This is a genomic window from Luteolibacter yonseiensis, assembly GCF_016595465.1.
GTDB classification, from domain to species: Bacteria; Verrucomicrobiota; Verrucomicrobiia; order Verrucomicrobiales; family Akkermansiaceae; genus Luteolibacter; species Luteolibacter yonseiensis.
In genome coordinates this window covers 253,027-278,944 of sequence record NZ_JAENIK010000008.1, presented here as the reverse complement: position 1 = coordinate 278,944, position 25,918 = coordinate 253,027, and the positions used below count along the sequence as shown (strand labels likewise).

At 60.4% G+C, this 25,918-nt stretch carries 23 protein-coding genes; 12 read left to right on the top strand and 11 right to left on the bottom strand.

Translation table 11 applies throughout. The features are described 5' to 3' along the window. Positions 1-331 precede the first annotated feature (331 nt). Entirely contained in the window at positions 332-664 is a 333-nt protein-coding gene (locus JIN84_RS07385; RefSeq protein WP_200350391.1) for a hypothetical protein, read from the top strand. A 32-nt stretch (positions 665-696) separates the two neighbouring features. Here JIN84_RS07385 and JIN84_RS23360 read toward each other — a convergent pair whose 3' ends face one another. After that, the gene (locus JIN84_RS23360) at positions 697-819 is read right to left on the bottom strand and encodes a DALR anticodon-binding domain-containing protein (protein WP_200350390.1); all 123 of its coding nucleotides are present in this window, start codon (positions 817-819) and stop codon (positions 697-699) included. Positions 820-925: 106 nt separating this feature from the next. Here JIN84_RS23360 and JIN84_RS07375 point away from each other — a divergent pair, with 106 nt between their 5' ends. From JIN84_RS07375 to JIN84_RS07360, 4 genes are all read left to right on the top strand, one after another. Then, positions 926-1,495, top strand: a complete 570-nt coding sequence (locus tag JIN84_RS07375) for a sigma-70 family RNA polymerase sigma factor (RefSeq protein ID WP_200350389.1) — start codon at positions 926-928, stop codon at positions 1,493-1,495. A 92-nt stretch (positions 1,496-1,587) separates the two neighbouring features. Beyond that, positions 1,588-3,489 carry a serine/threonine protein kinase gene (locus JIN84_RS07370; protein ID WP_200350388.1) on the top strand — a complete coding sequence of 634 codons (1,902 nt, stop codon included), beginning with the start codon at positions 1,588-1,590 and terminating at the stop codon, positions 3,487-3,489. Between the two features lie 129 nt (positions 3,490-3,618). Continuing rightward, positions 3,619-4,422, top strand: a complete 804-nt coding sequence (locus tag JIN84_RS07365; protein WP_200350387.1) for an SIMPL domain-containing protein — start codon at positions 3,619-3,621, stop codon at positions 4,420-4,422. A 31-nt stretch (positions 4,423-4,453) separates the two neighbouring features. Then, positions 4,454-5,158 (top strand): hypothetical protein, encoded by a 705-nt coding sequence (locus JIN84_RS07360; RefSeq protein WP_200350386.1) that lies wholly within the window; start codon positions 4,454-4,456, stop codon positions 5,156-5,158. A 77-nt stretch (positions 5,159-5,235) separates the two neighbouring features. Here the strand turns inward: JIN84_RS07360 and JIN84_RS07355 are convergent, their stop codons facing one another. From JIN84_RS07355 to JIN84_RS07345, 3 genes are read right to left on the bottom strand one after another with little or no spacing between them, the layout of a single operon-like run. Beyond that, positions 5,236-8,397 carry a chitobiase/beta-hexosaminidase C-terminal domain-containing protein gene (locus tag JIN84_RS07355; RefSeq protein ID WP_200350385.1) on the bottom strand — a complete coding sequence of 1,054 codons (3,162 nt, stop codon included), beginning with the start codon at positions 8,395-8,397 and terminating at the stop codon, positions 5,236-5,238. A 21-nt stretch (positions 8,398-8,418) separates the two neighbouring features. After that, a complete protein-coding gene (gene argS, locus JIN84_RS07350; RefSeq protein ID WP_200350384.1) occupies positions 8,419-10,161 on the bottom strand; it encodes an arginine--tRNA ligase in 1,743 nt (580 codons plus the stop codon). Positions 10,162-10,196: 35 nt separating this feature from the next. Further along, positions 10,197-10,670 (bottom strand): PTS sugar transporter subunit IIA, encoded by a 474-nt coding sequence (locus tag JIN84_RS07345; RefSeq protein WP_200350383.1) that lies wholly within the window; start codon positions 10,668-10,670, stop codon positions 10,197-10,199. A gap of 152 nt (positions 10,671-10,822) precedes the next feature. Between JIN84_RS07345 and grpE the strand changes: the two genes are divergently transcribed. The 4 genes from grpE (at position 10,823) to JIN84_RS07325 (ending at position 15,273) form a co-directional block, all read left to right on the top strand. Further along, the gene (gene grpE / locus JIN84_RS07340) at positions 10,823-11,383 is read left to right on the top strand and encodes a nucleotide exchange factor GrpE (protein WP_200350382.1); all 561 of its coding nucleotides are present in this window, start codon (positions 10,823-10,825) and stop codon (positions 11,381-11,383) included. An 8-nt stretch (positions 11,384-11,391) separates the two neighbouring features. Next, positions 11,392-12,534: a molecular chaperone DnaJ gene (gene dnaJ / locus JIN84_RS07335; RefSeq protein WP_200350381.1), complete on the top strand. Its 1,143-nt coding sequence runs from the start codon at positions 11,392-11,394 to the stop codon at positions 12,532-12,534. 12 nt (positions 12,535-12,546) lie between these two features. After that, positions 12,547-13,263: an RsmE family RNA methyltransferase gene (locus JIN84_RS07330; RefSeq protein WP_200350380.1), complete on the top strand. Its 717-nt coding sequence runs from the start codon at positions 12,547-12,549 to the stop codon at positions 13,261-13,263. A 144-nt stretch (positions 13,264-13,407) separates the two neighbouring features. Further along, complete coding sequence (locus tag JIN84_RS07325) at positions 13,408-15,273, top strand: hypothetical protein (RefSeq protein WP_200350379.1); 1,866 nt, start codon at positions 13,408-13,410, stop codon at positions 15,271-15,273. Positions 15,274-15,299: 26 nt separating this feature from the next. Here the strand turns inward: JIN84_RS07325 and mazG are convergent, their stop codons facing one another. Beyond that, positions 15,300-16,112, bottom strand: a complete 813-nt coding sequence (gene mazG / locus JIN84_RS07320; RefSeq protein ID WP_200350378.1) for a nucleoside triphosphate pyrophosphohydrolase — start codon at positions 16,110-16,112, stop codon at positions 15,300-15,302. After that, positions 16,109-16,981, bottom strand: coding sequence for a rhomboid family intramembrane serine protease (locus JIN84_RS07315; protein WP_200350377.1), 873 nt, complete (start codon positions 16,979-16,981; stop codon positions 16,109-16,111). Before JIN84_RS07315 ends, mazG begins: the two co-directional genes overlap by 4 nt. Before the next feature lie 304 nt (positions 16,982-17,285). Here JIN84_RS07315 and JIN84_RS07310 point away from each other — a divergent pair, with 304 nt between their 5' ends. Then, positions 17,286-19,187, top strand: a complete 1,902-nt coding sequence (locus JIN84_RS07310) for an ABC-F family ATP-binding cassette domain-containing protein (RefSeq protein WP_200350376.1) — start codon at positions 17,286-17,288, stop codon at positions 19,185-19,187. 51 nt (positions 19,188-19,238) lie between these two features. On the opposite strand, the gene JIN84_RS07305 is transcribed toward JIN84_RS07310, so the two are convergent. The 4 genes from JIN84_RS07305 to JIN84_RS07290 all read right to left on the bottom strand — a co-directional run bounded on the left by JIN84_RS07305 (position 19,239) and on the right by JIN84_RS07290 (position 22,170). Next, positions 19,239-19,577: a YciI family protein gene (locus tag JIN84_RS07305; RefSeq protein WP_200350375.1), complete on the bottom strand. Its 339-nt coding sequence runs from the start codon at positions 19,575-19,577 to the stop codon at positions 19,239-19,241. 271 nt (positions 19,578-19,848) lie between these two features. Then, positions 19,849-20,286, bottom strand: coding sequence for a hypothetical protein (locus JIN84_RS07300; RefSeq protein WP_200350374.1), 438 nt, complete (start codon positions 20,284-20,286; stop codon positions 19,849-19,851). Positions 20,287-20,332: 46 nt separating this feature from the next. Then, positions 20,333-21,229, bottom strand: coding sequence for a thiamine-phosphate kinase (locus tag JIN84_RS07295; protein WP_200350373.1), 897 nt, complete (start codon positions 21,227-21,229; stop codon positions 20,333-20,335). Further along, a complete protein-coding gene (locus JIN84_RS07290) occupies positions 21,226-22,170 on the bottom strand; it encodes a CPBP family intramembrane glutamic endopeptidase (protein WP_200350372.1) in 945 nt (314 codons plus the stop codon). The genes JIN84_RS07295 and JIN84_RS07290 overlap by 4 nt, the downstream gene beginning before the upstream one ends. Before the next feature lie 156 nt (positions 22,171-22,326). Between JIN84_RS07290 and JIN84_RS07285 the strand changes: the two genes are divergently transcribed. Next, on the top strand, positions 22,327-23,613 hold the full coding sequence (locus tag JIN84_RS07285) for a CPBP family intramembrane glutamic endopeptidase (protein ID WP_200350371.1): 1,287 nt from the start codon (positions 22,327-22,329) through the stop codon (positions 23,611-23,613). Positions 23,614-23,615: 2 nt separating this feature from the next. On the opposite strand, the gene JIN84_RS07280 is transcribed toward JIN84_RS07285, so the two are convergent. After that, complete coding sequence (locus tag JIN84_RS07280) at positions 23,616-23,996, bottom strand: globin domain-containing protein (protein ID WP_200350370.1); 381 nt, start codon at positions 23,994-23,996, stop codon at positions 23,616-23,618. 183 nt (positions 23,997-24,179) lie between these two features. Here JIN84_RS07280 and JIN84_RS07275 point away from each other — a divergent pair, with 183 nt between their 5' ends. Further along, complete coding sequence (locus JIN84_RS07275; protein WP_200350369.1) at positions 24,180-25,901, top strand: serine/threonine protein kinase; 1,722 nt, start codon at positions 24,180-24,182, stop codon at positions 25,899-25,901. Positions 25,902-25,918: the final 17 nt, after the last annotated feature.

The window sequence follows — 25,918 nt, the reverse complement described above, 5'->3', positions numbered from 1 at the left end:
AGGTACTGAGATGGTATTAAAAACTGTCATTCGAGAATAAGCTGCGGCGGGCGGACATCAAGATTCTTCCATCCGCCCCGAGGAATAATGCCGAGGGTCGCCACAGGCGGGCAACCGACGGATGCCCGACAGCCGTCCGCCGCCGTAATAGCTGGATCCGGGCCAATGGGGAGGGGGAATTTCAACGACATGTGAAAGTGGCATGATGAGGGAATTTCCGTTCGGCATCCTGTCCCAAGTGCGGCATGGGGCGTCCGTGTTTGTCAGATGATTTTTTCATCCCGGGGAAATTCCGATTGAATAGATGGCGGGGCGAGCAGTCTTATGGGGGATGAAAAAACATCTGCCCAAGCTGACTTCCACCCTGTTGTCGGCCGCTTGCGCCGTTTCCAGCGTGAGTTGCTACTACCCTGCCCGAGGCCGCGGGGAGCCCGTGGCTTCCTACAGCCAGGACTCGAAGGGGGGATACGCCCAGGAACCGATGCCACGGTCCGCGCCGGGGTATGTGGGAGTTGATCCGGCCCTGGCTGTCGCGGGTGTGGCGGCCGCCGGCCTGCTGGGTTATGCGATCGGCAACAACCACAGCCACCACTCCCATTACTACGGTCCGCGTTATTACCGTCCCGTCGGGTATGGATACTATGGACGCGGCTATTGCCGGTGAGGAGGTGGGCTTCCGGTCGGCCATCGTTCCAATCACATCCGCTCGGGCACGTCGATTTCCAGCAGGTTCGCCCCTTTCTTCAGTGCGCGTGAAGTCGATTCGCCCAGCGCGAGGCGGTTGGAGCGGACCGGTTCCAATGCTTTGATTACGAGCACACTTGGGAAAGCGAGTGGGATATCTATTTTATGGGTCCTTGGGGCGGATGATCGATCCCATCCGGTTTTGATTGCCAGACGCTTTGAGAAAACGGGAGCGTGGAGAATGAAACACGGCAACGACAACGTGACCCGCATTCTCCACGCGGCAAGCGAGGGTGACAGGCAAGCGGCGGAAGATCTGATACCGCTCGTTTATGGGGAGTTGCGCAAACTTGCGGCTTGGCGCCTGGGGAAGGAAGCTGAGGCACATACCTTGCAGGCGACGGCCCTGGTGCACGAAGCTTACCTGAAGCTTTCGCCCGGGGAGCAACAGTGGGAAGGTCGAAAGCACTTTTTTTGCGCGGCCGCTGAAGCCATGCGCCGCATCCTGATCGACCGCGCGCGGCATCGGAAGGCGGTCCGCCACGGCGGCGAAATACAGCGAACCGGTTTCGTCGAGGACGTCATCGCTGTTCCTTCCGTAAAAGATGACGAAATTCTCGCCATTAACGAGGTCCTCGATCGCTTCGCCCAAGTCGAGCCGCGCAAGGCCGAGGTGGTCAAGTTGCGCTATTTCGTAGGAATGACGATCGAGGAAACCGCTGAGGCCCTAGGCATCTCGACGCCCACTGCGAAGCGGGATTGGATCTATGCGCGGGCCTGGTTGTTCCGGGAACTGAAACGGGACGATTGAGGGGCCTCCGGCTTTTCGGGATCCATCGTGGAGGCCGAAGTTTTTGATCCCTTTTGCGGGGGGATTTCGCATAGGGTGGTGGGTATCAGTCCATGCCGGTCCCGCATTTCCATCAAGAACCACCCGCCGTGCCGAATCAACTCACTCCGGAAATCATCCTGCATGCGGCCTTGGAAATCCCCGGTCCGCAGGAACGCGCCGCCTATCTGGACGAGTCATGCACGGGGGATCAGGCGTTGCGGGAAGAAGTCGAGTCGCTGATCGCCGCTCACTTTGCGGACGAGACATTTTTGGAACCTTTTGCCGATCCGCTGTGGCGTGAAACACACAGGGAAGGAGAAGGCGACATGATCGGCCGTTACAAATTGATTCAACAGATCGGCGAGGGCGGTTTCGGCACCGTATTTCTCGCGGAGCAAAGCCAGCCGGTGAAACGCCGGGTCGCGCTCAAGGTGATCAAGCCGGGCATGGACTCGAAGGAGGTGATCGCCCGCTTCGAGGTGGAGCGCCAGGCTCTGGCCCTGATGGATCATCCGCACATTGCGAAGGTGCATGACGCGGGGACGACGGACGGAGGGCGGCCTTACTTCGTGATGGAGCTGGTCAAGGGAGTGCCCATCACGAAATACTGCGAGGAAAATCATCTCGGTACCCGTGAACGCCTGGAGCTTTTCACCGATGTTTGCGCAGCCATCCAGCACGCGCATCAGAAAGGCATCATCCACCGCGATGTGAAACCGTCCAACATCCTTGTCTCGTCCCACGATGGAAAGCCGATGGTCAAGGTGATCGACTTCGGAATCGCGAAGGCGATCGGGATGGAGCTGACGGAGCAGACGTTCCTCACCCGCCACGACCGGATGATCGGCACGCCGCAATACATGAGTCCGGAGCAGGCGGAGCTCCATCCGCTGGCGGTGGATACCCGCAGCGACATCTATTCGCTGGGCGTGATCTTGTTTGAACTTCTCACGGGGACTACGCCATTGGACGGCCCTCGACTCCGCGATGCGACTTACGCCGAGATGCAGCGCCTGATCCGCGAAGTCATCCCTCCGAAACCGAGCGCCAGGCTCGCGGAGGCGGGCGCTGTCCCGCCGCGATCCCCGCGCGGTGATCTCGACTGGATCGTGCTCAAGGCCTTGGAAAAAGATCCGGCCCGCCGCTATGAATCCGCGGGAGCGCTGGCGGAAGACTTGCAGCGCTTTCTCCAGCATAAGCCGGTCGAGGCCCGTTCACCGAGCATGGCTTATGTCACGCTGCGCTTCACGCGCCGTCATCGCGGCCCGGTATTCGCGGGGGCGGCGCTGCTGTTGATGCTGATCCTGGGTGCGGTGGGAACATCCATCGGCATGAAGCGGGCGCTTGATGCCAAGGCGGAGTTGGAGCATAAAAACGCCGAGTTGGATCAGCAGAAACTGGAGCTCGTCGACTACAAGGAGCGTCTCTCCGGACTGCTTGAATCGAACCAAAAAATGCTTGGAGAGATCAGCACGAGGAACACGAGCGAAGCAGGGCTTCCGACGGAGTTCGAAGCACTCCGTCGGGAAAACCAAACCCTGCTGGACAAGGTTGGCAACGAGGTGGTGAATCAGGAACGCTATGCGGAGGAAATCAAAAGGCTGCGGCAGACGAATGCTGAACTGGAAAAGCTGGTGATAGAATCCAAGGACACCGGTGCCGCCGTCGAATTGGTGCGCGCCGGGCTCTTTAAAGACAGCATTACCGCCCTGACTGCGAACGAACGCGGCCAGTTTTACCACGATGGAAAACTCATCCCGTTCCCCACGCTGCTCAAGGCCTTCGCCGAACCGCCCGCCGATGATTCCCTTGGGAAAACCATGCCACGCTGGCTGAAAGTGACCTTGCCCGCGGGGGCGAAACCGACAGATGCCGTCTTCCAATACCGCCTCAGACAGATCGCGGCCGCCGCGGACCGGATCGAACTCCGCCACCAGTTGTTTCCGGAGCCGGGTAAAAAAACGGACCGCTGATAGGGGGCTGCGGCCGGTCTTTGGCTGGGAAATTTCGAGGATCAAAAATTTTCCTGATCCTTTTGTCGGAAGAATTCCGCATTTGCTGGATGACGGGGAGCTATTCCATCCGTCGCCACCAATCCGACCATGAACACCGACAACTCTTCCCAACGCCCCGTCCGCAGTATCAGCCTGCCGCCACTTGCCGCCTTTGCCCTGGCTCTGGGCCTTGTGGGCTCCACCTACATCGCCGCCAGCACCTGGCGGGATGTCCGGAAACAGCCGGATAGAAACAACATCCGCATCACCGGCTCTGCAAAAAAGAGAATCGTCTCCGATCTCATCCAGTGGTCGGCCACCATCGAAAGCAAGGGTGGCGACCGCACCGCCGCCTATGTTTCGCTGAAGGGGGGGACCGATGAAGTGGTTGCGTTTTTGAAAGCCCAGGGCATCAAGCCGGACGACATCAAGACCCAGTCAGCCAGCATCACCGAGGAGTTCGAAATGGTGCGTGAGGACAAGGTGCTTCCCGGCACCACCGTGCCATTGCGGACGGAAACCCGCAAGTCCGCCGGCTTCCGCGCCATGCAGGTGGTATCCGTCAGTTCTCCGGACGTGCCACAAATCGAGAAGGCCTCGCGCGAGATCACCTCGCTGCTGGAACAGGGCGTCTTCGTGAGCTCGAATGCGCCGAACTATTACTATACCCGCCTCGGCGAACTCAAGCTGGAGATGCTTGCGGAGGCCGCCAAGGATGCCCGCAACCGTGCGGAGAACATCCTGCGTTCGGCTGGCAATACCGGCATCGGGCCGCTCGTGGACTCGTCGATGGGAATCATCAACATCAACCCGGCCAACTCCACCGAAACCTCCACCGAGGGCAACAACGACACCTCATCCTACGAAAAGGACATCATCACCATTGTCCGGGCCGAGTACAAGGTCAATTGACGCTGACTGGCATTTGCCCGCCGAAATTGGTATGAAAACGACAACCATCCGTCTCTCGTTTGATTTTCTCACGCATCCCGGCATGCGATGGAAAAACGCCGCGCCACTTCTTCATGACGGCATGGCCGCGACGTTGATTTTCGGGATCGGGTTCGCTCCCATCACGGCTCTTGCCTTGTCGCTCATGGGGATTTTCACGCTTCCCTTTGCTTCGCTCCTCCTGGTAGTTCCGGCGCTTGGTGTCGCCATGGGTCTGAGCTGTTTCCAGCCCCGCTATGGCAGACTCATGCTGCATGGTTACGTCATGGGCATCATCGCGGTCACTTGTTACGACGGCGTGAGGATACCTTTCGTCATGGCCGGGTGGATGGATGATTTCATTCCTAAAATCGGCGGCATGCTGGTCGGGGATGCCAATCCTCACGCGGTTCTAGGATACCTCTGGCGGTACCTCGGCAATGGTGGTGGGATGGGCATGGCATTTGTCTGCGCCTTCGCCCTCCTCAAGCGACTCCTCACCGAACGTCAGCAAGCCCGCATCACGTCCCGCGTGACGAAATACATAGGCCTTGGTTTCGGGTGTTTTGTATGGGCGTGCCTCATCGTCACACTCAAAATTTCGCCCCAAGGTGAAGCCATGATGTTCGTGATCACGCCGGCCAGCCTCCTGCTCAGTTGGATCGGACATGTCGTTTTCGGATACACACTCGGGTGTCTCGGGAAATTCCATCTTTGATGACTTTGCGATGGCAAATCATGACGGAATTCACCCGTACGTGCCGGGAGGGAATCCTCTGAATCCATCCTCGATCTTCACGGAGTCATCATCCGGCACCTGAAAAACCGGGCGGGAGCCGTCGTCGGGAAATCAACCTTGATGGAAACATCCTTGCCGGTTGCCAGGATCGCAGGTCCCAGGGGATACCAGGTCGCCGCATCCGCACTGAATTCGAATACGCAGGACATCCCGGGCTCGACTCTCGCCGCCACGATGCCGGTTTTATCGGAAAGTCTGCGCATGCACGCCATTCCGGTGGCAGTGGGATCCAAGCCGATCTGGTTTCCTTCGAACACAAATGCCGCGACATGGGAGATGCCACCCGGGACAGCCGAGTGCTTCCTGTCGTCCCGCCCGACGACCCACGGCGCGCCCTCGCTCTGTTCCAGCGCATCGGGAATCCCGTCGTTGTCCCAGTCATCCTGGACGAACCGCCAGACAAATTCTCCATTCGCGCCATAGAGGGTCCCGTTGTCATCCACGGCAAGGGATCCTTCAGCTTCCAGAATGCGACTGCCATGGAGAGGGGGCGTCCCATCAATTTTGATCATCGGCCCTTCCAGCGTCGTCACGTTGCCTTCCGGCGAGATTTTCCTGACGCGGCCCTTGCCATACGATTCAACGTCAAGCACATAAACATTTCCGATCCGGTCGCTCGTGAAGCTCCGTGGCTGCATGAAAGTGGCCACGTTCGCAGCGCCGTCCGATTTGCCCTGTGTTCCAGACCCATAGACTGTTGCTGTGGTGCCATCCAATACCCGCATTACCCGGGCTTTCGTCGTGAAATGCACTTCTCCATCCGTCGATCTGCCGATGGAAAGGACCGGGGAACTGGCGTTCGAAAACCGCACCCGAGTTATTCCGGGGCGGCAGCGGTAGATTGTATTTGAGGAGAAGTCATTTTCTGCCGCTAGGAAACTTCCGTCCGTATCGGGGAAAAGCGTCGCTGCGGTCACGCCGGGCAATACGTCCGGCGAACGGGTGGCGTGGAGAGGCGAGGGGAAGTTCCAGACTTTTCTGCTGCAAAGCGCGATGAGATCCCCATTGGATGCCACATGCAACTCGGTAAACCGGTCGGCATCCACGCCCTGATAGATCCGGGTGGTCGTGCCGCCGCTGATTTTCCAAAGCGCGGGTGAATAACTGTCCCCGGCGACGAAGAGAGTGCCGTCGGCCTTGCGTGCGACGTGGATGGGGTATCTCAGCGGTGACGAGGCTGTCGGGCCTGAGTCTCCCTGGAAATGCGCGCCGGAGGGGGTGATGGCGTATCCCACGCCGGTGCTCCCGGAGATGCCTGAACCTCCCAGCCAGGCGGGGCGGCTCCCGGTCATGCCTGCTTTCGAGGCGGTCACTTGCAGAACCATACCCGGCATCAGATAGATAGGTTCACTGTAAACCGGGGAGCTTTCGTTCGGAATGCTTCCATCAGTCGTGTAGCGGATCGTCGCACCCGAAGTGAGAGAGGTGAGTATCACGGGCGAAAACATCCGGAGCGGTTCCTGATCTGGCACGTTCGAGATCTCAGGACTGGAAACAAACAAGTTGTAATACCTGCTGGATGGGGTCCCCGGCAGCCAGCCCGCCCGGTATGCGCGCGCCCTGACCTGGGTAGGCCGCATGATGAAAAGATCCGAAGGAGGATTGGAGGGGTCGTAAATCGGACTGCTCTCTGTAACCTCGGATCCGTCGATGGTGTAGCGGATGGTCGCCAGCGGGGTGCCGGAGATGAGCGGGATCTGGGTGTAATCGTTCAGGGGTCCGTATGGCAGATGAATTTCGTTCACCTGTAGGTTGTAGGTGGCCGCCACGACTTCGCTCGGAGCCATGTCGGCATAGAAAGCACGGGCTTTCACGGTGCCTGGTTCGGACAACAGAACTCTGCCGGAGGCCGGAAGCTGGGGGCTGGATGCGGAGGGATCACTACCATCCAGCGTGTAGCGGATGGAGGCCTGCGGTTGTCCCGGGTTGATGGCGAGGTCCAGCGGGCCAACGTAATCACCACTCGGGAGCGCGAAAGCAGGAGCCGTCACCGTGGTGGCGTCGACCACTTTGTTCAGAGCCGTGAAATCGCCTCCGAAATAGAGGACGCCGGCCGCATCCTTGCCGATCGCGCAGCAAAAGCCGCTCCGGCCGATCAAACGAACCACCGGCCCGCCATTTTCATCCGCACCGAGTGCCCGGATGTTTCCAGCGAAATCTCCGAACAGGTAAAGGGGCTCTCCGGTGCCGCGAGGGAGGGTCACAAACTCTCCGCCGATCACCGCGCTCTCGGTGGCGTACTCGTAGAAAGGTGCCGTGAGGACCTTGCCGGGATTCGTGAATCCCGGCACATCCAGCGTCCCCTCCTTGTAGGGCCAGCCGAAATTCACTCCCTCCCCAAACCGGTGTACGGGCAGCACGTTGATTTCCTCTCTCTGGTCCTCTCCCACGTCCGCGATATAGAGTGCCCCGCTCACCGGATGAAAAGTGAACCGCCACGGGTTTCTCAGCCCCCATGCCAGAATTTCAGGGGACGTCCCAGGCTGCCCCACCAGTGGATTCCCCGGTGGAATCAGGTACGCCTGTCCTGCTGGCGCGCCTTCAGGATCAATGCGCAGGATTTTCCCGTGCAACCGCCCGAGATCCTGCGCGTTTCCGCTGATCGCTCCCGGCCCACCGTCATCACCCACGGACATGTAAAGCAATCCATCGGCTCCAAACCGGATCTGCCCGCTCAAATGCGTGTCATTCTGCCTCGGAATCGTGAGGATCACCTCTTCGGTATGAGGCAGCACGCGGTCCTGAATGGTATCCACCTCATAGCGGCTCAGTCTCGTATCCCGGCCACGCGTATAACAGAAATACACGTGGGAATTGACTGGATAGCCAGGGGCGAAGGTCATTCCCAACAATCCCTCCTCACCATGATCATCCAGCTCCAGGTCGATGAAAACCTGGCTCTGCGGAACATCGTTGAGCCACGCGGTGACTTTCCCGGTCTGCTGCGCGAGGTAGAGTTTGTTTGCCACACCCGGAGCCGCGACGATATCCGTTATCGTAGCCCCGGCAGAGGGGTGAGAACTGACTGTCTTCACTTCCAGCAGCGGCCATTGGCTGGGTCCCGCTCCCCGCGCGGAGAAGTGGAAGAAGATCCCGCAGGCTAGGAATGTGACAAGGCCCAAGCGCGGCACGGGACGGATGATCGGTGAGGTCGGCATGGGGGGAATGGAAAGATACTTTCACATTCGCTCCGGTACGTCGATCCCGAGCAGGCTCAATCCCTGCTTCAGCGTGCGGGAGGTCAGGTCGCAGAGCGCGAGGCGGCTTGAGCGGACCGGTTCCTCCGCTTTCAGCACCGGGCAGGCTTCGAAATACGAGTGGAATGCGCGGGCGAGCTCGAGCACGTAGTTCGCGAGCAGGTTCGGGCGGAAGTCTTCAAGGATGGTCGGCAGCACCTCGCCGAAGCGTGCGAGCAGGCGTGCGAGGTGGATTTCCGCCTCTTCATTGAGGTGGATTTCCGCAGTGGTCGCGTCGAACGGGGTGTCGAGCTTGCGGAAAATCGAGCGGATGCGGACGTGGGAGTATTGCAGGTAGGGAGCGGTGTCGCCCTGCAGGGCGAGCATGCGGTCCCAAGAGAACACATAGTCCGTCATGCGGTTTTGTGACAGCTCGGCGAATTTTACCGCGCCGATGCCTACGATTTCGGAAATCTGTGCGGCTTCCTCGCCTTGGAGATCCGGGTTTTTCTCCGCGATGGCCTTCGCCGCGCGTTCCACGGCTTCCTCGAGCACTTCCACCAGGCCGACGTTCTCGCCGGAGCGGGTGCGCATGAGCTTGCGGTCTTCGCCAAGGATCGAGCCGAACTGGACGTGCTGGAAATCACCGGTTTTCCCCCAACGCGTCGCGGCGTTGAAGAGCTGGCGGAAATGGAGCTGCTGTGGCACGCCGACGACATACCAGACATGGTCGGCCTTCCATTCGTCGATGCGGAACTGGATGGTCGCGAGGTCGGTGGTGGCGTAGAGGAATCCGCCGTCCGCCTTGCGGATGATGGCGGGGTTGTCCGTCCAGCCGTCTTCCTTGTGGACCATGTAGGGATCCTCCTCCTTGGGAAGCGTGCCGTCGGAAAAGACGCACACCGCGCCGTTGCTTTCGCGGGCGAGGCCTTTTTCCAGGAACTCATCCACCAGCGGGGCGAGGCGGTCGTTGTAGTAACTTTCGCCGTGCCAGTAGTCGAATTTCACATCCAGGCGGTCGTAGATTTTCTGGAGACCGGCTTTCGAATGGTCGATGCACTGTTGCCAGATCGCGAGATTTTCCGGATCGCCTGCCTGGAGTTTCACGAGCTCCGCCTTGCACGCGTCCAGGATGCCCGGCTCATCCTTGATCGCGGTCACCTTGCGGTAGATGCGGACGAGCTCGGCGATGGGATCGGCGGCGAGAGCGGTTTCATCGAGAAAATGGTTCCATCCGTGGATGATCATGCCGAACTGGGTGCCCCAGTCGCCGATGTGGTTGTCCGCGATGACATTGTAGCCGAGGAAGCGGGCGACGCGGGCGAGGGAGTCGCCGATGATCGTCGAGCGGATGTGGCCGACGTGCATCGGCTTGGCGACGTTCGGGGCCGAGAAATCCACGACGATGGTTTTCCCCGAGCCGGTGGCCGGTACGCCGAGGCGTTCGTCACGGATCAGCGCGGCGGTGTGGGCGGCATAGGCGGAGGGCAGGATGCGGAAATTGATGAATCCGGGGCCGGCGATGTCCGCGGTGGCGAGGCCGGAGAGCTCCAGCTTGTCGATGATCTCCTGGGCCAGCGCGCGCGGGTTCTTCTTCTGCTGCTTGGCCAGAACCATCGCCGCGTTCGACTGGTAGTCGCCGAATCGCAGATCCGCGGCGGCGGTCACGGCGGCGGTTGCGGGTTCCCCGAGCGCGGCACTGAGTGCCGCGGCAAGGCGGGATTCGAGTTCTTGAAGAAGCGTCATGGGAAAAGGGCGGTTGGAGACCGGCTGAAAAAAAATCAAACTCCCACGCGGGACGGCTTGGAGTCGAAAATGGCGAGAACCTCGTCATGGCTCACCGCCGCGCCAAGCCGGCGGAGAACCTCGCCGTTGGTGAACATTTTCGCGATCGCCGCCAGCGTCCGCAGGTGCATGTGGTAGTCCTTGCGCGGGACGATGAAGAGCACGATGAAATGCACCGGCGCGTTGTCCAGCGCCTCGAAGTCGATGCCCGTCCTGGACCGGCCGAAAACGGCGATGACCCGCTCCAAGTGATCTGAAAACGCGTGCGGGATCGCCACGCCGGAACCGATGCCGGTGCTGACCTGTTCCTCGCGCGCCTTGAAGGCATCCAGCATTTCCTGCTGCTGCTCGGAAGGAAGTTGTCCGGTGGCCACCAGGTGTCCCACCAGTTCGACGATGGCGGGCCAATGCTCGGTGGCCTCCATGTCGAGGAGGATGTGGTCGGCGCAAAGCAACTTGGCTAACTTCATAAATGGGAGAGTCGGGAACCGGGAGGGGAGACGGTGGGGGCGAGTGGTTACTGGGTGAATGCCGTGATAGCAAGCGGATTTCCTGCCCCGGAGGCCACCGGGGATGCTCCAAGGGGTTGACGCTCGCCTATTCGTGACTACACGTATGCGCCATGCAAGCCGACAACGATCCGAACCAAACGCAGGAAACTCCAGGGACCGAAGCCGAAGTGGACATCACTTCCGAGGCTCCCGCCACAGAGACTGCCGGGCTTGATCCATGGGAGGAACTCGAAGCGGAAGCCGCCAAATGGAAGGAAGTCTCGCTGCGCACCGCCGCGGAAATGGACAACCTCAGGAAGCGCACCGCCCGCGAGCGCGAGGACGCGATCCGTTACGCGAACCAGCGTCTGCTGGAGGACCTCCTGCCCGTCATTGACAACTTCGAGATGGGCATGATGGCCGCCTCCCAGGACACCAAGTCCATGATTTACATCGGGATGGACATGGTCCGCCGCCAGCTCAACGACTTCCTGAGCGGTCAGGGCGTGGAGGAGATCCCCACCACCGGAGCGTTCGACCCGAACCTTCACGACGCCGTGGCGCAGGAGGAATCCGCCGAAGGCGAAGAGGGCCGCATCCTGAAAGTCACCCGCCGTGGATTCAAATTGCGCGACCGCCTGCTCCGCCCGGCCAGCGTCGTGGTTTCCAAGCTCCCAACCTCCGCTGAATAACCTTTTCCATGTCCGAAAAACGCGACTATTACGAAATTCTGGGTGTCTCGCGGGACGCCTCTGCCGACGAGATCAAGAAATCCTACCGCAAGCTCGCGGTGAAATTCCATCCGGATAAAAATCCCGGAGATCACACCGCCGAGGAAAAATTCAAGGAACTCGGCGAAGCCTACGAAGCGCTGAGCGACGCCGACAAGCGCGCCGCCTATGACCGCTATGGTCATGCCGCGTTCAGCGGTGGCGGCGGCGGTCGCTCCGGTGGAGGTGGTTTCCACGATCCCATGGACATCTTCTCCCAGATGTTCGGCGGTGCCTTCGGTGGCGGCTTCGAGGAATTTTTCGGTGGCGGCGGCTCGCGCCGGGGTTCCGGGAAGCAAAAAGGCAGCGACCTGCGCTACGACCTGGAAATCTCCCTCGAAGAAGCCGCACGCGGTGTCGAGAAGGAGTTGGAAATCGAGCGCTATGTCCCCTGCGAACCCTGCGGTTCGAAAGGCACCAAGGGCAGCGGCGGCGTCAAGCCATGCTCGACCTGCGGTGGTCGCGGTGTGGTCGGCCGGCAGTCCGGCATCTTCATCCAGCAGGCCACCTGTCCCGAATGCCGTGGCGCGGGAGAGACGATCTCCGATCCGTGCTCGAGCTGCAAGGGCGACGGCAGGGTCCAGCGCGACAGCCGGATCAAGCTCCGCATCCCTGCGGGTGTCGATACCGGCACGCGCCTCCGTTCCTCGGGGAATGGCGACTCCGGTGTCCGTGGCGGAGCGGCGGGCGACCTCTACGTTTTCCTCCACGTCCGCGATCACGACGTTTTCGAGCGCGATGATTCCGACCTCTACTGCTCCGTGCCGCTGCCATTCTCCGTCGCGGCCCTCGGAGGCGAGCTCAAGGTTCCATCGCTTGATGGCCAGTCATCCATCAAGATCCCGATGGGCACCCAAGGTGGCACCACCTTCCGTCTTCGCGATAAGGGAATGCCGTCGCTCACCAACGGCCGCCGCGGCGACCTGAACGTCACCGTGCAGGTCGAGGTGCCGACAAAGCTCAACAGCGACCAGCAGGAAAAACTCCGGGCTTTTTCGGAATCCATCGGCGATCACAACTCGCCGATGCAGGAAGGCTTCTTCAAGAAGGCGAAGCGGTTTTTCGATCTGTAATCCGTAATCCCGATGGCGCGCTTCTTCCTACCTCCGGGCGCATGGCTCACCGAGCCGACGCTTGTCGGCGATGAAGCGCGTCATTTTTCCCAGGTCCTGAGGGGCAGGGCGGGGGAAAAAATCATCATCTTCGATGGCGAGGGACGCCGCGCCTCTGCGGAAGCGCTTTCCGTATCGCGGGACCACGTTCCGTTGAAAATAGGCGAAATCCTGCCTTCGCGGTCCCCCATGCCGGCCATCACGCTGGCGCAGGCGATTCCGAAAGGGAAAAACATGGACCTCATCGTCCAGAAATCCGTGGAACTGGGAATCACCGCCATCCAACCGCTTGTCACCCGGAATACCATCGTCCAGCCGGGAGACGGGAAATCCGAGAAATGGCGCCGCAATGCCCTCGAGGCTTGCAAGCAGTGCGGGCAGGATACCTTGCCGCAGGTCGCCGACCCTCTGACATTCGAGCGTTGGATATCCGATCAGGCAGCCGCGCCGGGCCTGAAGCTCATCGCCTCGCTTGCCCCGGACGCCAGGCCATTTCGTTCTGTCCTCAGGGATCATCCCGGGACCACCCATGCAACCTTGCTTGTGGGTCCGGAAGGAGATTTCACCGCCGAGGAGACGCAGGCCGCCTCAGACGCGGGATTTTTTAAAATTTCACTCGGCGAGATCGTACTTCGCGTGGAAACAGCAACGATTTTTTGTTTGGCGGCCCTTCGTTATGAATTCCAGTAATGATTAATTATAAAATCTTTGTGGCTTGATAAAGAAGATGTCCAAATAATTTTACATTTTGTATTGCGTTTCAATGGGTAAGTTACTATTGACCCGCCCGACATGCCTAATAAGAGTTCGTTTCTGGCTCGCATCGCCCTTTGTATGCTGGTTGGAGTTCCAAGCGCGAAGGCTTGGCTTCCCGGTACTTATCCCGTCGCAACACGTGGTTTTTCCGTAGACCGGAACAACCGTAACGACGTGCTTGCCTTCTGGCATGCTGTCTACAAAGCGTCAGAGGGTTACGAAGCCCGGATCAAGTGGACGGGCAATTATACCGGAAATAACGGAACGACTTCGGCGGCATTTGTCGGAGACGTGGAGCGCCGCCTGAACTTTTTCCGGGCTCTTTCCGGGGTGAACACGAACTCGAAAGTATCCACGAATTCTCCGCTTGTCATCGATCTGAAAGATCCGCTCCCCCTTCCGATCGGGAGCACTTTGAAATCCACCGCCGCCCAGAGTGCCGCTCTGATGCTGGTCCGGAACTACGATCCGGGCACGGGCAAGAACCCCGCGATGACCCACAATCCGCCGAGCAACCTGATCGGTTGGTCGCCAATGGCTTGGAATGCCGTGGCGAAAGGCAACTTCGCCTTCGGGGCCTACGGACCGGGAGCGATTCTTGAATACATGAAGGAAGAGCAGTCCAGCAGCCTCACTTCCTCTTCGGCGAACAATCTGGTGGGTCACCGCCGCTGGAACCTCCATCCGGAAGCCACCGTTTACGCCACGGGCGACCAACCCGGAAAGTCAGCCTACGTCCCTCCGACCAACGTTCTCTACGTTTCGCAGAGCCCTCTGGAAATACTGCCGCAGGAACCGGCCTTCGTGGCCTATCCGGCACCCGGCTTTTTCCCTGTGGATCTGAACTCCCGTTTCTGGTCCCTCAGTTGCAAGGGGGCGGATTTTACAAAGGCCACGGTGCAGATGAAGGATTCCGCCGGCAAGGCAGTGGCGCTTGTCGCCACGCGTCGCGATTCCTCATATGGTGATCCTGCCATCATCTGGGAGCTCCCGACATCGGCCCAGATCAGAACGGTGTATAATGACACCGCATTCGACGTCAGCGTCACCGGAGTCAGCGGACCAGGTGTTCCCGACTCCTACAGCTACAAGGTCACGCTCATCAATCCGAACCGGCTTCTGTCCAGCCAGGCCATCACCGGAGCCGCGAGCTTGTCGGCCAAGAAAACCGGCAGCTACACCTTTGTGCCGCCTGCCGGTGCGGAAGGTTTGCAGGTTGTCGCCGCCAAGAAGAGCGCTGTCGCTTGGAAAGAAACCGCGGAAGTCGCGAAGGATGTGAAAGTCATCGACGGTACGGGTGCGAATTACCCGCTCATCGTGAAAACCGCCGCCTATGCCGGATTCGGTGCCGTCGTCGGGAAATGCGCTTTCCAACTCACATTTCCGACTTCCTACGATCTTCTGGTGCGGGGAATTCCCGATCAAACCTTTGAACTCGACCGTGACATTCTGGTGAAAAGCGGCGGGAAGCTGGGCTTCAAGTTCCGCCGTGGTTTCATGACCAAGGCTTCCACGCTCGTGGTCGAGGCATCCGCGACAGGCGGTGTTTCCTGGGTCACCGTCGGCAAGCCGATCGTGGGTGTCTCGGATACCAAATACGACCTGAAGGTTTCCACCTTCAGCGCCGCGCTGCCCGCATCCACCGAGCCGATCCGCATCCGTTTCCGCTACTATGCCAGCGCTGGAGCGGTTTACACCCACGAGGCGGCTCCCAAGTCGCCAACCGGAATTTTCATCGATGACATCCAGGTTCTCAAGTGTGACACGTTGGAGACGAAGAAGGTGACCACGCTCGCCGGTAATGCGAAGAGTTTCACCCTCAACGCCACCACCGCAGGCGCCAAGCTGGTGAACAAGGAGCAGTGGAGCCTGCGTCTCCGCACGAAACTGGGCAACAACTGGTTCCCCGCCGGCCCTTCCAAGGCGATCACCATCACGCCTTGATCCTGCCGGGCGGGCTAGGACATTTCCTAGCTCCGAAGGTTCCGCTTCGCCGTTTCCCACGCCGTGTCCATCTGTTCCGGCGTGGCGGCATCCAGTGAAACCCCGCCGGACCGGAGGGTGCGCTCCATTTCTCCGAACCGCGATTCGAACTTGGCGTTCGCGGAGGCCATCAGGACCTCCGGGTCGATGTTCCGGAAGCGGGCCAGATTTACCATGGAGAAAAACAGATCGCCCATTTCCTCGGAGACGGACGCCTCATCCTGTGCGGCCATGGCGGTTTCCAGTTCGAGCAGTTCCTCGTGGATTTTCGCCAGGACGCCGGCTTCGTCAGGCCAGTCGAATCCGACTTTCGCCGCCTTTTTCTGAAGTTTCGCTGCCCGTAAAAGCGCGGGCAGCCCCTTGCCCACCCCGTGCAGGTAAGGCTTTTCCTCGTCTCCCTTTTCCGCGCGTTTGATCGCCTCCCACTGTTCGAGCACGCCGTCCGTGGTGGAAACTCCGCTGCTCGCGAAAACATGCGGATGCCGCCTGACCAGTTTCTCACTGATGCCGCGCGCCACGTCGTCGAGGTTGAACCGGCCCGCTTCTTCGGCCAGCTCGCTGTGGAAGACGACCTGCAGCAGCAGGTCGCCGAGCTCCTCCTTCAGGTGTTCATGGTCTCCACGCTGGATCGTGTCCACCGTTTCATAAGCTTCCTCGATCAGGTTCGGCACGATGGATTCATGGGTCTGCTCCGCATCCCACGGGCAGCCGCCGGGTGCGCGCAGCCGGTGCATGATGGCCCTGAGACGGGCGAGTTGGCGCCCGGCATCCGGGGAGTCGATCATTTCCGCGTCGGTCATCGTTTCGATTGTTTCTGGGTGGAGGCTTGTTGCAGGAGATCCTTTTCCTCCTGCGTGAGGCTTTGGAATCCATGGCTGGAAATCTTGTCGAGAATCAGGTCCACCTCGGTGTCCCGGATTTTCTCCAGTCCGGAGCGCGGGCGGATCTTCGGCTGCGGCTTCGGCTTGGTCACCTTGGGCTGGAAGATCCGGATGCCCCTGTCACCCAGGAGGTGCGGGTAGCGCATCAGGACATAGCCTGCCAAGGCTCCGCCCAGATGTCCGGCCTCGCCTCCCTCGTTACCACCGATCCTCAACAAGATCATCGCGGCGGAAATCCCCAGGGTTCCCAAGGCCACCTGCCGCATGGAGAGTTCGACCGGCGGAAAAAGCAGCCGCACACGCATGTCCGGTGAAATCACCGCCACCCCGACGAGCATGCCATAGATGCCGGCGGACGCTCCGACCAGCGGAGCCTGGAGGTCGTCACCCGGCAGCACGCCGGTGACGGCGAGCAGCGCGAAAAACAGCGCCCCGCCGACCCCGCACAGCAGATGGAACATCACGAATTTCCCGGTGCCCCACCACCTCTCCATCCATGGGCCGAAGAAGAAGATTCCCAGACAGTTCATCAACAGGTGGAAGAAGCCGCCGTGCAGGAACTGGAAGGTGATGAATTCCCAAACCCTTCCGGTTTGGATCCCGGACTGGATGGTGAACGCTCCATAAGACTCGAGCCATCTGTAACCGAGCGTCCTTTCAATGATCGCATCCAGCACGAAGATTCCGATATTCAGAATCAGCAACCACTTCACCGCCGGCGTGATTTGGGAAAAAAAGCCGCTGCGGCGCGAGGTGTTCCGTTGATAATCTCGATCAGCGATGCCCATGTGTGAAAAGGGGTTAGCACGGCCTGTCATCCGCCGCAAGACCGGGTGAACATACTGTCACCGGTAACGGCTTCGGAATCGTGCCGGGTTCCGCCATCCTGCGCCAGTCGGTTCGCTTTGGAGGGTGGCCGTCGGCCCATGTCAATTCTGGCGTGGCATGGGCCGACGGTGGCCCATGAGGTGGGCGCATCCGGCTTGTTTTGGAAGAGGAACGGGCCACGTCCTAAGAACATGCGGGAATGCCGTTGGTCGCGACATCCGCGATGGACGTTTCCCTCAGGATAGGGCACACCCACGCCGTTCCATGTCCGCTCTGCTCTCCGCCAACGAAATCCGCCTGACCTATGGTTATCAAACGCTGCTCGACGGTGTCACACTCGCCGTAGGCGCGGGGGAGAAGGTGGGGCTCGTCGGGCGGAACGGCTGTGGCAAGACGTCGCTCTTGAAAATCCTGACCGGCCAGCAGATGGCGGACTCCGGTGAAATTTCCCGCCGCAGGGCGCTCCGTGTCGGTTATCTGCCCCAGGAGTTCGAGCTGGATGGCGAGTTGAGCGTGCAGGAAAACATCGCCTCCGGCGCTGCGGACGTGGTCGAGGCGATACGCCGTTACGAAAATGGCGACGGTTCGGAGGCGGAGTTGAGCGACCTGCTCCATCTCATCGACCACGCGGATGGCTGGAACCTGGAGGCGCGCATCAAGTCCATTTCCACCGCGCTCGGCACACCCCCGCTCGAGGCCGCCGTCGGTCCTTTGTCCGGCGGTGAGAAGCGCCGGGTCGCCTTGTGCCGGGCACTGGTCTGCCAGCCGGACCTGCTCCTGTTGGACGAGCCGACGAACCATCTGGACGCCGAGTCCATCCGTTGGTTGGAGGACGCGCTCAAGGGATTTCCCGGGGCCGTGATCTTCGTCACCCACGACCGCTATTTCCTCGATGTCATCGCCACCCGCATCATCGAGATCGACCAGGGGCGTGCCTTCTCCCACCCGGGGAATTACACCGCGTTCCTGGAATCGAAGGCCGTGCGCCAGCAGATCGCCGAACAGACCGAACGCCGCCGCCAGCGTTTCCTGCGGGAGGAGCTCGAGTGGGTCCGCTCCGGGGTGAAGGCCCGCGGCACGAAACAGCGGACGAGGTTGGACAAGTTTTACGAAATCGAGGGCATGGAGGCCCCGCCCGAGGAGCGGGAAATGGACCTGCTCATCCCGCCGCCGCCGGACCTTGGCAACATCGTGGTCGAACTGGAGGGCGCGGGGGTGAATGTCGGCGGCGAGGTGACGCCTCGCTGGTTGTTCCGGAATCTCACCCTCAGCCTGCGCCCCGGCCAGTGCACCGGCATCGTCGGACGCAATGGTGTGGGCAAGACGACCCTGCTCAAGCTCTGCCTCGGGCAGATCGAGCCGACGGAGGGCACCGCCGTCACCGGCAAGCGGGTGAAGGTGAACTACATCGACCAGACCCGCATGGCGCTCGATGGCACCGGTTCGCTGCTGGACGAGATTTCCGACGGGAATGAAAAGCTCATGTTCGGCAACCAGCCGCTCGGCGCGCGGAACTACCTGCGGAGGTTCCTTTTCGACGACAAGCGCATCAACGAACGGGTGGACCTCCTCTCCGGCGGTGAACGCGCCCGCCTGATGCTTGCGAAGGTCCTGAAAAACGGTGGCAATGTCATCGTGCTCGACGAGCCGACGAACGACCTCGACCTGCCCTCGCTGCGGATGTTGGAAGAAGCCCTCGCGGTGTTCGACGGCAGCGTGATCGTCGTTTCCCACGACCGCTACTTTTTGGACCGCATCTGTGACCAGATCATCGCCTTCGAGGACAACGGCATCACGGTGCAGACGGGGAATTATTCCTACTACCTGGAGAAGCGCCAGGCCCGCGAGGCTGCGGAGCGCATCCAGGCCCAGGCGGCGGCGCGGGATGCCGCCGCGCGTCAGAAAGCGGCGGTGGCGGCCCCGGTCGAGAAGAAGTCTCGCAAAATGACCTTCAAGGAAAAGGCGGAACTGGAAGGAATGGAAGCGGCGATTCTTGAAGTGGAGGAGGAGGCCGGAGAGCTGGAGGCCTTGCTGAACGACCCGGATTTCCAAGCCAAGCGGTTTGCGGAAATTCCCGAGCTGGTGGAAAAACTCGATGCCCTGAAGGCGAAAGCGGCGAAACTTTACACGCGCTGGGAGGAGCTGGAGGACCTGAAGGAGGGGTGAGCCACCCGGATCCGTCTCAGGAGATTTCCTCAACTCTCCGTCGGTTCTGTTTCAAGAAGCGGGATCGAAGCCGAACACCCGGAGTTCCTGTTGGCAGCGGCAGGCCTTCGCAATGCGCGCGGCCCACGCGACGGCTTCTTCACGGGAGGGCAGCTCGAGCACCGTGAATCCGCCATTGAGCGGAGGCGCCCACGGGTATCCGCCTGCGGAGAACGTGCCATCGGCCGAGACGAGCACCGGCGGGACCGCTTCGTCGATGCCGCCGCCGAAGACATAGACACCGGCGGCCTTCGCTTCCTCGATCACCGCGTGCGAGTCGTGAACCACCGCCTCCCATTCGCCATCGGGAACGATCATCGCTTTGCTTGGAAATGAGATCAGGTATTTCATGGGGCTCTTTTAGGTAAGGAAGACGTGCGCGAAGTGTTTTGTCGGACGGAGCTGGGCCGGATTGTCCCCGGCACCTTGTTGGCCGTTTTAGTTCGCGCGTGCATTTTTGAGGGGTGTCGGGACTCGGACGATAACTTCAGAGCATCTTGCGACAAACGCATTGTCGACATAAATCGGTGGCATCACTCGGGACATATCGCCTTCGCTTGATTTGGGCGAAAGCCGCGCCCCTCTATAAACGCTGGGAGGGTCGCTGGGGGAGGGTTGATCCTCACCAGGTCGAGATATCGTAGTAAACATAACCCTCTTTGTATGCCAGTAGCTCCCGTGTGTCGTCTTTCGAATTTTTTATGTAAACATTGTCTCCGGGTGGAGTCCACCAAGCCTCATGACACGAAGACCAACCGATGGTCTTGGATGAATCAAATGGCTTATCAAAGCCATAATTCGTTCTGATCGTTTCAAAAAAATCCCATGTGCATCTGGCTCGGCTGCAGCGGTTGAAATCGCCGGTCAATCCCTGCGACGGGTTGAGATATGTCTGATAGCCGGAACACCGATTTTCTAGATCAGCGAGCAAAGACGGTTCGGGAAAAAACACCGCCGCCACGACCATGGAAAATATGGCAGTCCCGAGGAAAATCCAAGGCAGGCGTTTTTTGTTCATCTTATCCAATGTTTGAATCGATCCGATGCGGAATGTTGGCATGAATCATTTTTGCGGATGATCGCTGTTGGCTGCGGCATTTTTGACATCATTGATGTGAGGCTTGGAAGTGCTCCCAGCCGCCTTCGAGGGTCTCACCGTTTCCTGCTTCCTCCATTTTCCCGATGCGTGTGAGCGGAGTGTCTGTGAAGGGCCACGCCGCCTGGAGATTCCCGACGAGGGATTCGTGGATCGTAAAGAGGAGTTCGAAATCCTCACCATCGCCGATGGCTTGATCCGCCGTGCATCCGGGCGTGAGGGGGAGGTTTTCGCGTTCGATCCGGAATCCACAGGCTGAGGCGGCGGCGAGGCGGGCGAGGTCCTTGCCGAGGCCGTCGGAGAGGTCCATCATCGCGGACGGTTTGAAATGGGTGACGAGCCATTCCGCCTCGCGGATCCTGGGGGTGAAATCGAGATGCTTGCCGTGGATCGATCCACCGAGCGTGCCGGTGACGAAGAGGATGTCGCCGGGCTTTACGGTCGAGCGGAGCACCAGGTTTTCCCGCGACACGCTGCCGGTTGCGGCGATGGAGATGACGGCGGCGGATCCGGCCGGGACACCGGAGGTTTCTCCTCCGGCCAGGAATCCACCAAATTTTTCCAGACAACCGCCGAAGCCGCGGTAGAGGTTTTCCACCCAGTCCACAGTCGTTTCCGGCGGCAGGGCCAGGGTGATGAGGAAGTGTTCAGGTTTTCCTCCCATCGCGGCGAAGTCGGAGACCACGCGGGCGGCGGCCTTCCACCCGACGGCGTGCGCCGGGGCGGTGGGCAGGAAGTGCACGTGTTCGACAAGCGCGTCGGTTTTCAACAACAGCAGGGTGGAGCCGCCTTGGTCGATGACGGCACAGTCGTCTCCCGGGCCTGCCGCAGGGTTCGCATCGCGGGGGACGAGACCGATGAGGCGGTCGATCAGGGCGTCTTCACCGATGTCGCGCAGGGTTTTCACAGCGATGCATCAATGGGGTAGCCGAAGCGTGGTGCCAGTTGGACCAGCACGGTGGCACCGTTGAACAGCAGGTGCACGGCGATGGGTGCCCAGATGGAGCCGGTTTTTTCGTAGATGAAAACCTGCACGAGTCCGAAGATGAAGAGCGGCAGCAGCGCGGCGACACTGCCGTGGGCGGCGGAAAAGATGAGTGCCGAGCAGAACGCGCCGATCCATGGACCCGCGAATCTCTTCCCGACGGTATACAGGTAGCCGCGGAAAACGATTTCCTCGCAAAACGGCGCGGCGATGACGGCGGCGAAGATCATGAGGCCGATCAACGTCGGGTCGGTGGAATCCTGCAGCAGCTTGACGGTTTCCTGCATGGGTTCGCAGCCGAGGGATTCGATCCATTCCATGTAGCCGGAGGCCTGGAGTCCTCCGAAAATGAGCCACATGCCGAGGACCGCGCCAGGGGCGATGAGGGATACCCATGGCCAGTTCCGCCACCTCAGGCCCAGCCAGGCGATGGGGCGGATGCGCTTGAATACCATCCCGGTGACGATGGCGGCGCTGACGAACTGGAAGATGATCGAGGAGATCAGTCCGCTGGGGTCCAGGTCGGTCTCTTTTCCACTCGCCGCCATCTGGACGGAACCGACGACGAGGGTGAAGAAGACGAGAAAAATCAAGCCCACCCCGAGCAGGTCCAACGGGCGGTAGAATGCGATGGGAATGCCGGACTGGGGCGTGGCGGGCGGCGGCGTGACGGCCGTCGGTGGCTGGTAGGGCGAGTCCGGGCGGGCGGGTAGGGAGATCTCCTCATCAGGAAACGGCGGGGCCGGCAGCGGACCGGTTTCCTGTTTTCCTTCGAAAATTTTCCTGCCGATCGCGGTGAGCATGAAAACACCGAGTGCCGTGCAAAACGAGGCGATGATGACGGATTCGGTAGGATCGGACATGAGAGGCGGCGGTGCGTCCACCCTGCTGCGGCGGATGCCGGCGTGCCAGTGGAAAATCAGGAGAGCTTGCTTATCGGGCGTTTTTGTCCAGATTGGGATTCTATCAAAAAGCATGGGCAAGCGGGCGTTCCGTCGGGGAATCCCTATCGGGTCATCTTGCGGCGGGTCTATCCGGAGCCGTTCGTGGCGTTGCTGGCATTTGTTCTGGGGATCTGGTTGTGGGATCTCTATTTCGGCAAAAACGCCGGCTATCCGCCGGGGACCGAGGAGATGGCCTTGGTGAAAATCGACCGGGATCTGCGGTTGGCGGATGCGATGGCGGACGATGCCGCATGGCAACGTGCCCTGGTGGGCGTGGAGTTGCCCTGGGTGACGAAGCGCAAGGCGCTCGAAGCCATGGAAAAACTGGCGCGCGAGGGCGGACTCTCCCCACAGGGGCGTGAGGCGTTCGTCATGCTGAAAGCCCTGGAAGATGGGAAGATGCCGGAAGGGATCCGGACTTCCTCCGAAATCAGGGAAACCGCGGAAAGACTGGCTCTCCACCAAGGAACGTGGTGGGAGGCCAAATGGTTGGAATCCCTTGAGCCGGAGGATTCCCCTGGAATGGATTGGGGCCCGGCATACAAGGAGGATATGGATCGGTTGAAAACCCGGGCGGTTGCGACCGGGGCGATGGTTTCCCTGCTCGGCCTGGTGGGCCTGGCTTTCATTCCCAGCGCGCTGGGTTGTTTGAAGGAGGGATTTTTCCCACGGTTCCGGGGCTACGGCGAGGCATGGTCCCTGCCCTTGGGTCTGGTGGTGTTCATGTTGGCCACGTTGGCATGGATCGGTTTCAGCATGACGCTGGATCTGGCTGCGGGAGTGTTTCCCGGCATGCATCCGCTGGCAGGGATCGCGCTGGATTCGCTGGCACGGGTGCTGCCCGCCGTCATCGTGCTGGGCCTGCTTTTCCGGCGTCCTTCCCACGGCATCCGGGTGCTTGGGCTGGTCCCGCCCGTTGCATGGCGGCCGATTTTCGGGATGTTCACCCTGTTGATGATCTTCGATCATCTCCTGCGGGTGGCCATGGGCAATGTCGACCCGAACGAGCCCGGGGGAGGGCTCAGCCGGGGAGAGGCCGGCGGCTGGGGACTGGTTTACGCCTTGGTTTCGGCGTGTGTGCTGGCCCCGGTCGTTGAGGAGATCGTGTATCGCGGATTGCTGTTCCGCTCGTTCCGGAACCGTCTGGGCGTTCTGCCGGCGGCCCTGCTGTCCTCGGCGGTGTTTGCGGTCCTGCACATCTATGATGGCTACGGCCTGATCAGCGTCGGGGTTTTCGGGTTCTCCTGCGCGCTGCTGTATTCGGGCACCGCATCATTGACCACCGTGATCGTGCTCCACCTGCTTTACAACCTGTCGATCAAGCTGCCCGAGTGGGTGTTTTACCACGCCCCTCTCGGGTGATCTCACCGGTCTGCCTGATTTCTCATGAAGTCCGCCACCTGGGCGAAAAACGGATCCAGGAACTCCCGGGCGGGGGCGGGTATCTCCGCATCGTCCATGGCGGAGCCCATCAGGGAAATCCAGCGGTCGCGCTCGGCAAGGCCGATCCTGAACGTGACGTGGCGCATCCGCAGCTTGGGGTGTCCACGGGTCTCGATGTAATGGGTGGAGGCACCCAGGCGGAACAGCAGGAACTCCGCCAACCGGCTCTCCGATCCCTCCCAGTCATCCGCCGGATACATGGGGCCGATGAGGTCATCCGACCGCATCCGTTGGTAAAACGCGGCCACCATGCGGCGGATTCCGGCCTCGCCGCAAAGTTTCATGACATTCGTTTCGTTCATGTGAATAGAAATCCCGAATTTACAGACAAATGCGCAAGACGATTCCGTTTTTATGCGTTGGCATACGACATGCAGCTGTGTCTAACCGAATTTTACAGTGTAAATCATTAACCTTGAAATTCAAATACCCCTCCGCATAGCCTGCCGCGCGAGCTACAGACGTTGCTTTCCCATATTTTCCCAATGAGTGATTCCCATGAACAAGTCGGCTTTGTAGCACCGGACCCCGCCGATCTCGCACCGTTGTTTCCGGGATATGACATCCAGGGGCTCATCGCCACCGGCGGCATGGGTGCGGTTTACCGTGCGGTCCAGCGGTCGCTCGACCGGACGGTGGCGCTGAAGATCCTGCCCATGGAGTTCAGCAAGGATGCGGCGTTCTGCGCGGGCTTCGAGGCCGAGGCGAAAGCGATGGCCCGGCTGAACCACCCGAACCTCATTGGTGTCTTCGACTTCGGCGAGGTGAACGGCATGCTGTTCATCATCATGGAATATGTGCCGGGCCAATCGGTCTACCACTCGGCTTACGGGACCGCCATCGACCAGAAGGAAGTGATCCGTCTCGTCGCGGGCATTTGCGACGGTCTCGCCCACGCCCACGAAAACGGCATCATCCACCGCGACATCAAGCCTTCGAACATCCTGCTGGATCTGAACGCCCAGCCGAAGATCGGGGATTTCGGTCTCGCGCGGCCTGCGGACAGGCAGATCGAGGAGGGAGAGGAAATTTTCGGAACCCCGCACTACACCGCGCCGGAAGTGGTGAACGCGCCCCACTCGGTGGACTATCGGGCGGATATTTTCTCCGTCGGAGTCCTTCTTCACGAGTTGCTGACCGGAAAACTCCCGGCACAGGACCCCCGGCCTCCTTCGGCGGTCTCCCGTTGCGACGCTCGTTTTGACAAGATCGTCAAGAAGGCGACCATGCCCCTCGCCGCCGCACGGTTTGCCAGCGCGGCGGAGATCTCCAAGGAACTGCGGGCCATCGGCGCCGCGCTCGAGCAGAAGGTCTCCCATGTTCCATCGGCCGCCGCACCACGGCGCGTGGCTCCCGTCAAAACCTACGGGAAAAAATCCCAGGGTTCGGGTTCCTCCACGGTTGTTTTCCTGGTGCTCGCCGCCGCCATCGGAGCGGGTGCCTATTTCTTCTTCTCGAAACCGACGCCGGCGGAGGCTCCCAAAATCGTCGAAACGCCTCCTCCCGCTCCCAAAGTGGAAAAACCGGTGGAAACTCCCGTCGTTCCGAGATTGCCCGAGCCGAAGGTGGCTGAAAAGACTCCGGAACCCCAGCCGGAGGCTTCCGGCTCGGCGTTTGGATCTTCCGAAGCTCCCCTGATTTCCGGTGAAAGTTCCGTCGCTCCCTCTCCCGGAGACGCCGAACCGGCCGTGGATGCGAAGTTCGATGTCGCCGGATACCTTGGAAAAGGCAGGAAAAATCTCCAGGACCGCGCCAAGCCATTGATCAGCACCTATCGTTTGAGCTTGAGCGGGAACAACTCGAGTTTCCTCAGGGAGACTGGAAACCTTCTCCGCAAGATGAAGCTGAGCGGCGAATCCGTGGACAAATCCGTGGAAAATGCCGTGGGGAACTGGAAAGGAAAAGATGGGAAAATCCCGAGGCAGCTCGACGGTCCGCTTTCCAAGATCCCCGGCATCGATACCGTCCATGCCCAATATCTCCAGCTGCAGACCGGCATCGACGATACCTTCCAGCAGGGGCTGTCATCCCATTCGAGCACTTACGTCCAAGGCATCGACAAAAAGATCGAGAGCCTGAAAGCCGAAAACGATCCCGGAGCCATCACCCTTCTGGAGCGGGAGATCAAGAAAACCAAGGAGTCGCCGAAATACTTCGCGGACCTGATGCTGGGAGCCGATCCCCAGAGTGGTTCGGGAGATGACTGAGGGCGGAAAATTTTCCC

Bases quoted from the DNA above. Each gene is read 5' to 3' on its own strand.
- JIN84_RS07385 (WP_200350391.1), top strand. From the start codon at position 332: ATGAAAAAACATCTGCCCAAGCTGACTTCCACCCTGTTGTCGGCCGCT.
- JIN84_RS07375 (WP_200350389.1), top strand. From the start codon at position 926: ATGAAACACGGCAACGACAACGTGACCCGCATTCTCCACGCGGCAAGC.
- JIN84_RS07370 (WP_200350388.1), top strand. From the start codon at position 1,588: ATGCCGGTCCCGCATTTCCATCAAGAACCACCCGCCGTGCCGAATCAA.
- JIN84_RS07365 (WP_200350387.1), top strand. From the start codon at position 3,619: ATGAACACCGACAACTCTTCCCAACGCCCCGTCCGCAGTATCAGCCTG.
- JIN84_RS07360 (WP_200350386.1), top strand. From the start codon at position 4,454: ATGAAAACGACAACCATCCGTCTCTCGTTTGATTTTCTCACGCATCCC.
- JIN84_RS07355 (WP_200350385.1), bottom strand. From the start codon at position 8,397: ATGCCGACCTCACCGATCATCCGTCCCGTGCCGCGCTTGGGCCTTGTC.
- argS (WP_200350384.1), bottom strand. From the start codon at position 10,161: ATGACGCTTCTTCAAGAACTCGAATCCCGCCTTGCCGCGGCACTCAGT.
- JIN84_RS07345 (WP_200350383.1), bottom strand. From the start codon at position 10,670: ATGAAGTTAGCCAAGTTGCTTTGCGCCGACCACATCCTCCTCGACATG.
- grpE (WP_200350382.1), top strand. From the start codon at position 10,823: ATGCAAGCCGACAACGATCCGAACCAAACGCAGGAAACTCCAGGGACC.
- dnaJ (WP_200350381.1), top strand. From the start codon at position 11,392: ATGTCCGAAAAACGCGACTATTACGAAATTCTGGGTGTCTCGCGGGAC.
- JIN84_RS07330 (WP_200350380.1), top strand. From the start codon at position 12,547: ATGGCGCGCTTCTTCCTACCTCCGGGCGCATGGCTCACCGAGCCGACG.
- JIN84_RS07325 (WP_200350379.1), top strand. From the start codon at position 13,408: ATGCTGGTTGGAGTTCCAAGCGCGAAGGCTTGGCTTCCCGGTACTTAT.
- mazG (WP_200350378.1), bottom strand. From the start codon at position 16,112: ATGACCGACGCGGAAATGATCGACTCCCCGGATGCCGGGCGCCAACTC.
- JIN84_RS07315 (WP_200350377.1), bottom strand. From the start codon at position 16,981: ATGGGCATCGCTGATCGAGATTATCAACGGAACACCTCGCGCCGCAGC.
- JIN84_RS07310 (WP_200350376.1), top strand. From the start codon at position 17,286: ATGTCCGCTCTGCTCTCCGCCAACGAAATCCGCCTGACCTATGGTTAT.
- JIN84_RS07305 (WP_200350375.1), bottom strand. From the start codon at position 19,577: ATGAAATACCTGATCTCATTTCCAAGCAAAGCGATGATCGTTCCCGAT.
- JIN84_RS07300 (WP_200350374.1), bottom strand. From the start codon at position 20,286: ATGCCAACATTCCGCATCGGATCGATTCAAACATTGGATAAGATGAAC.
- JIN84_RS07290 (WP_200350372.1), bottom strand. From the start codon at position 22,170: ATGTCCGATCCTACCGAATCCGTCATCATCGCCTCGTTTTGCACGGCA.
- JIN84_RS07280 (WP_200350370.1), bottom strand. From the start codon at position 23,996: ATGAACGAAACGAATGTCATGAAACTTTGCGGCGAGGCCGGAATCCGC.
- JIN84_RS07275 (WP_200350369.1), top strand. From the start codon at position 24,180: ATGAGTGATTCCCATGAACAAGTCGGCTTTGTAGCACCGGACCCCGCC.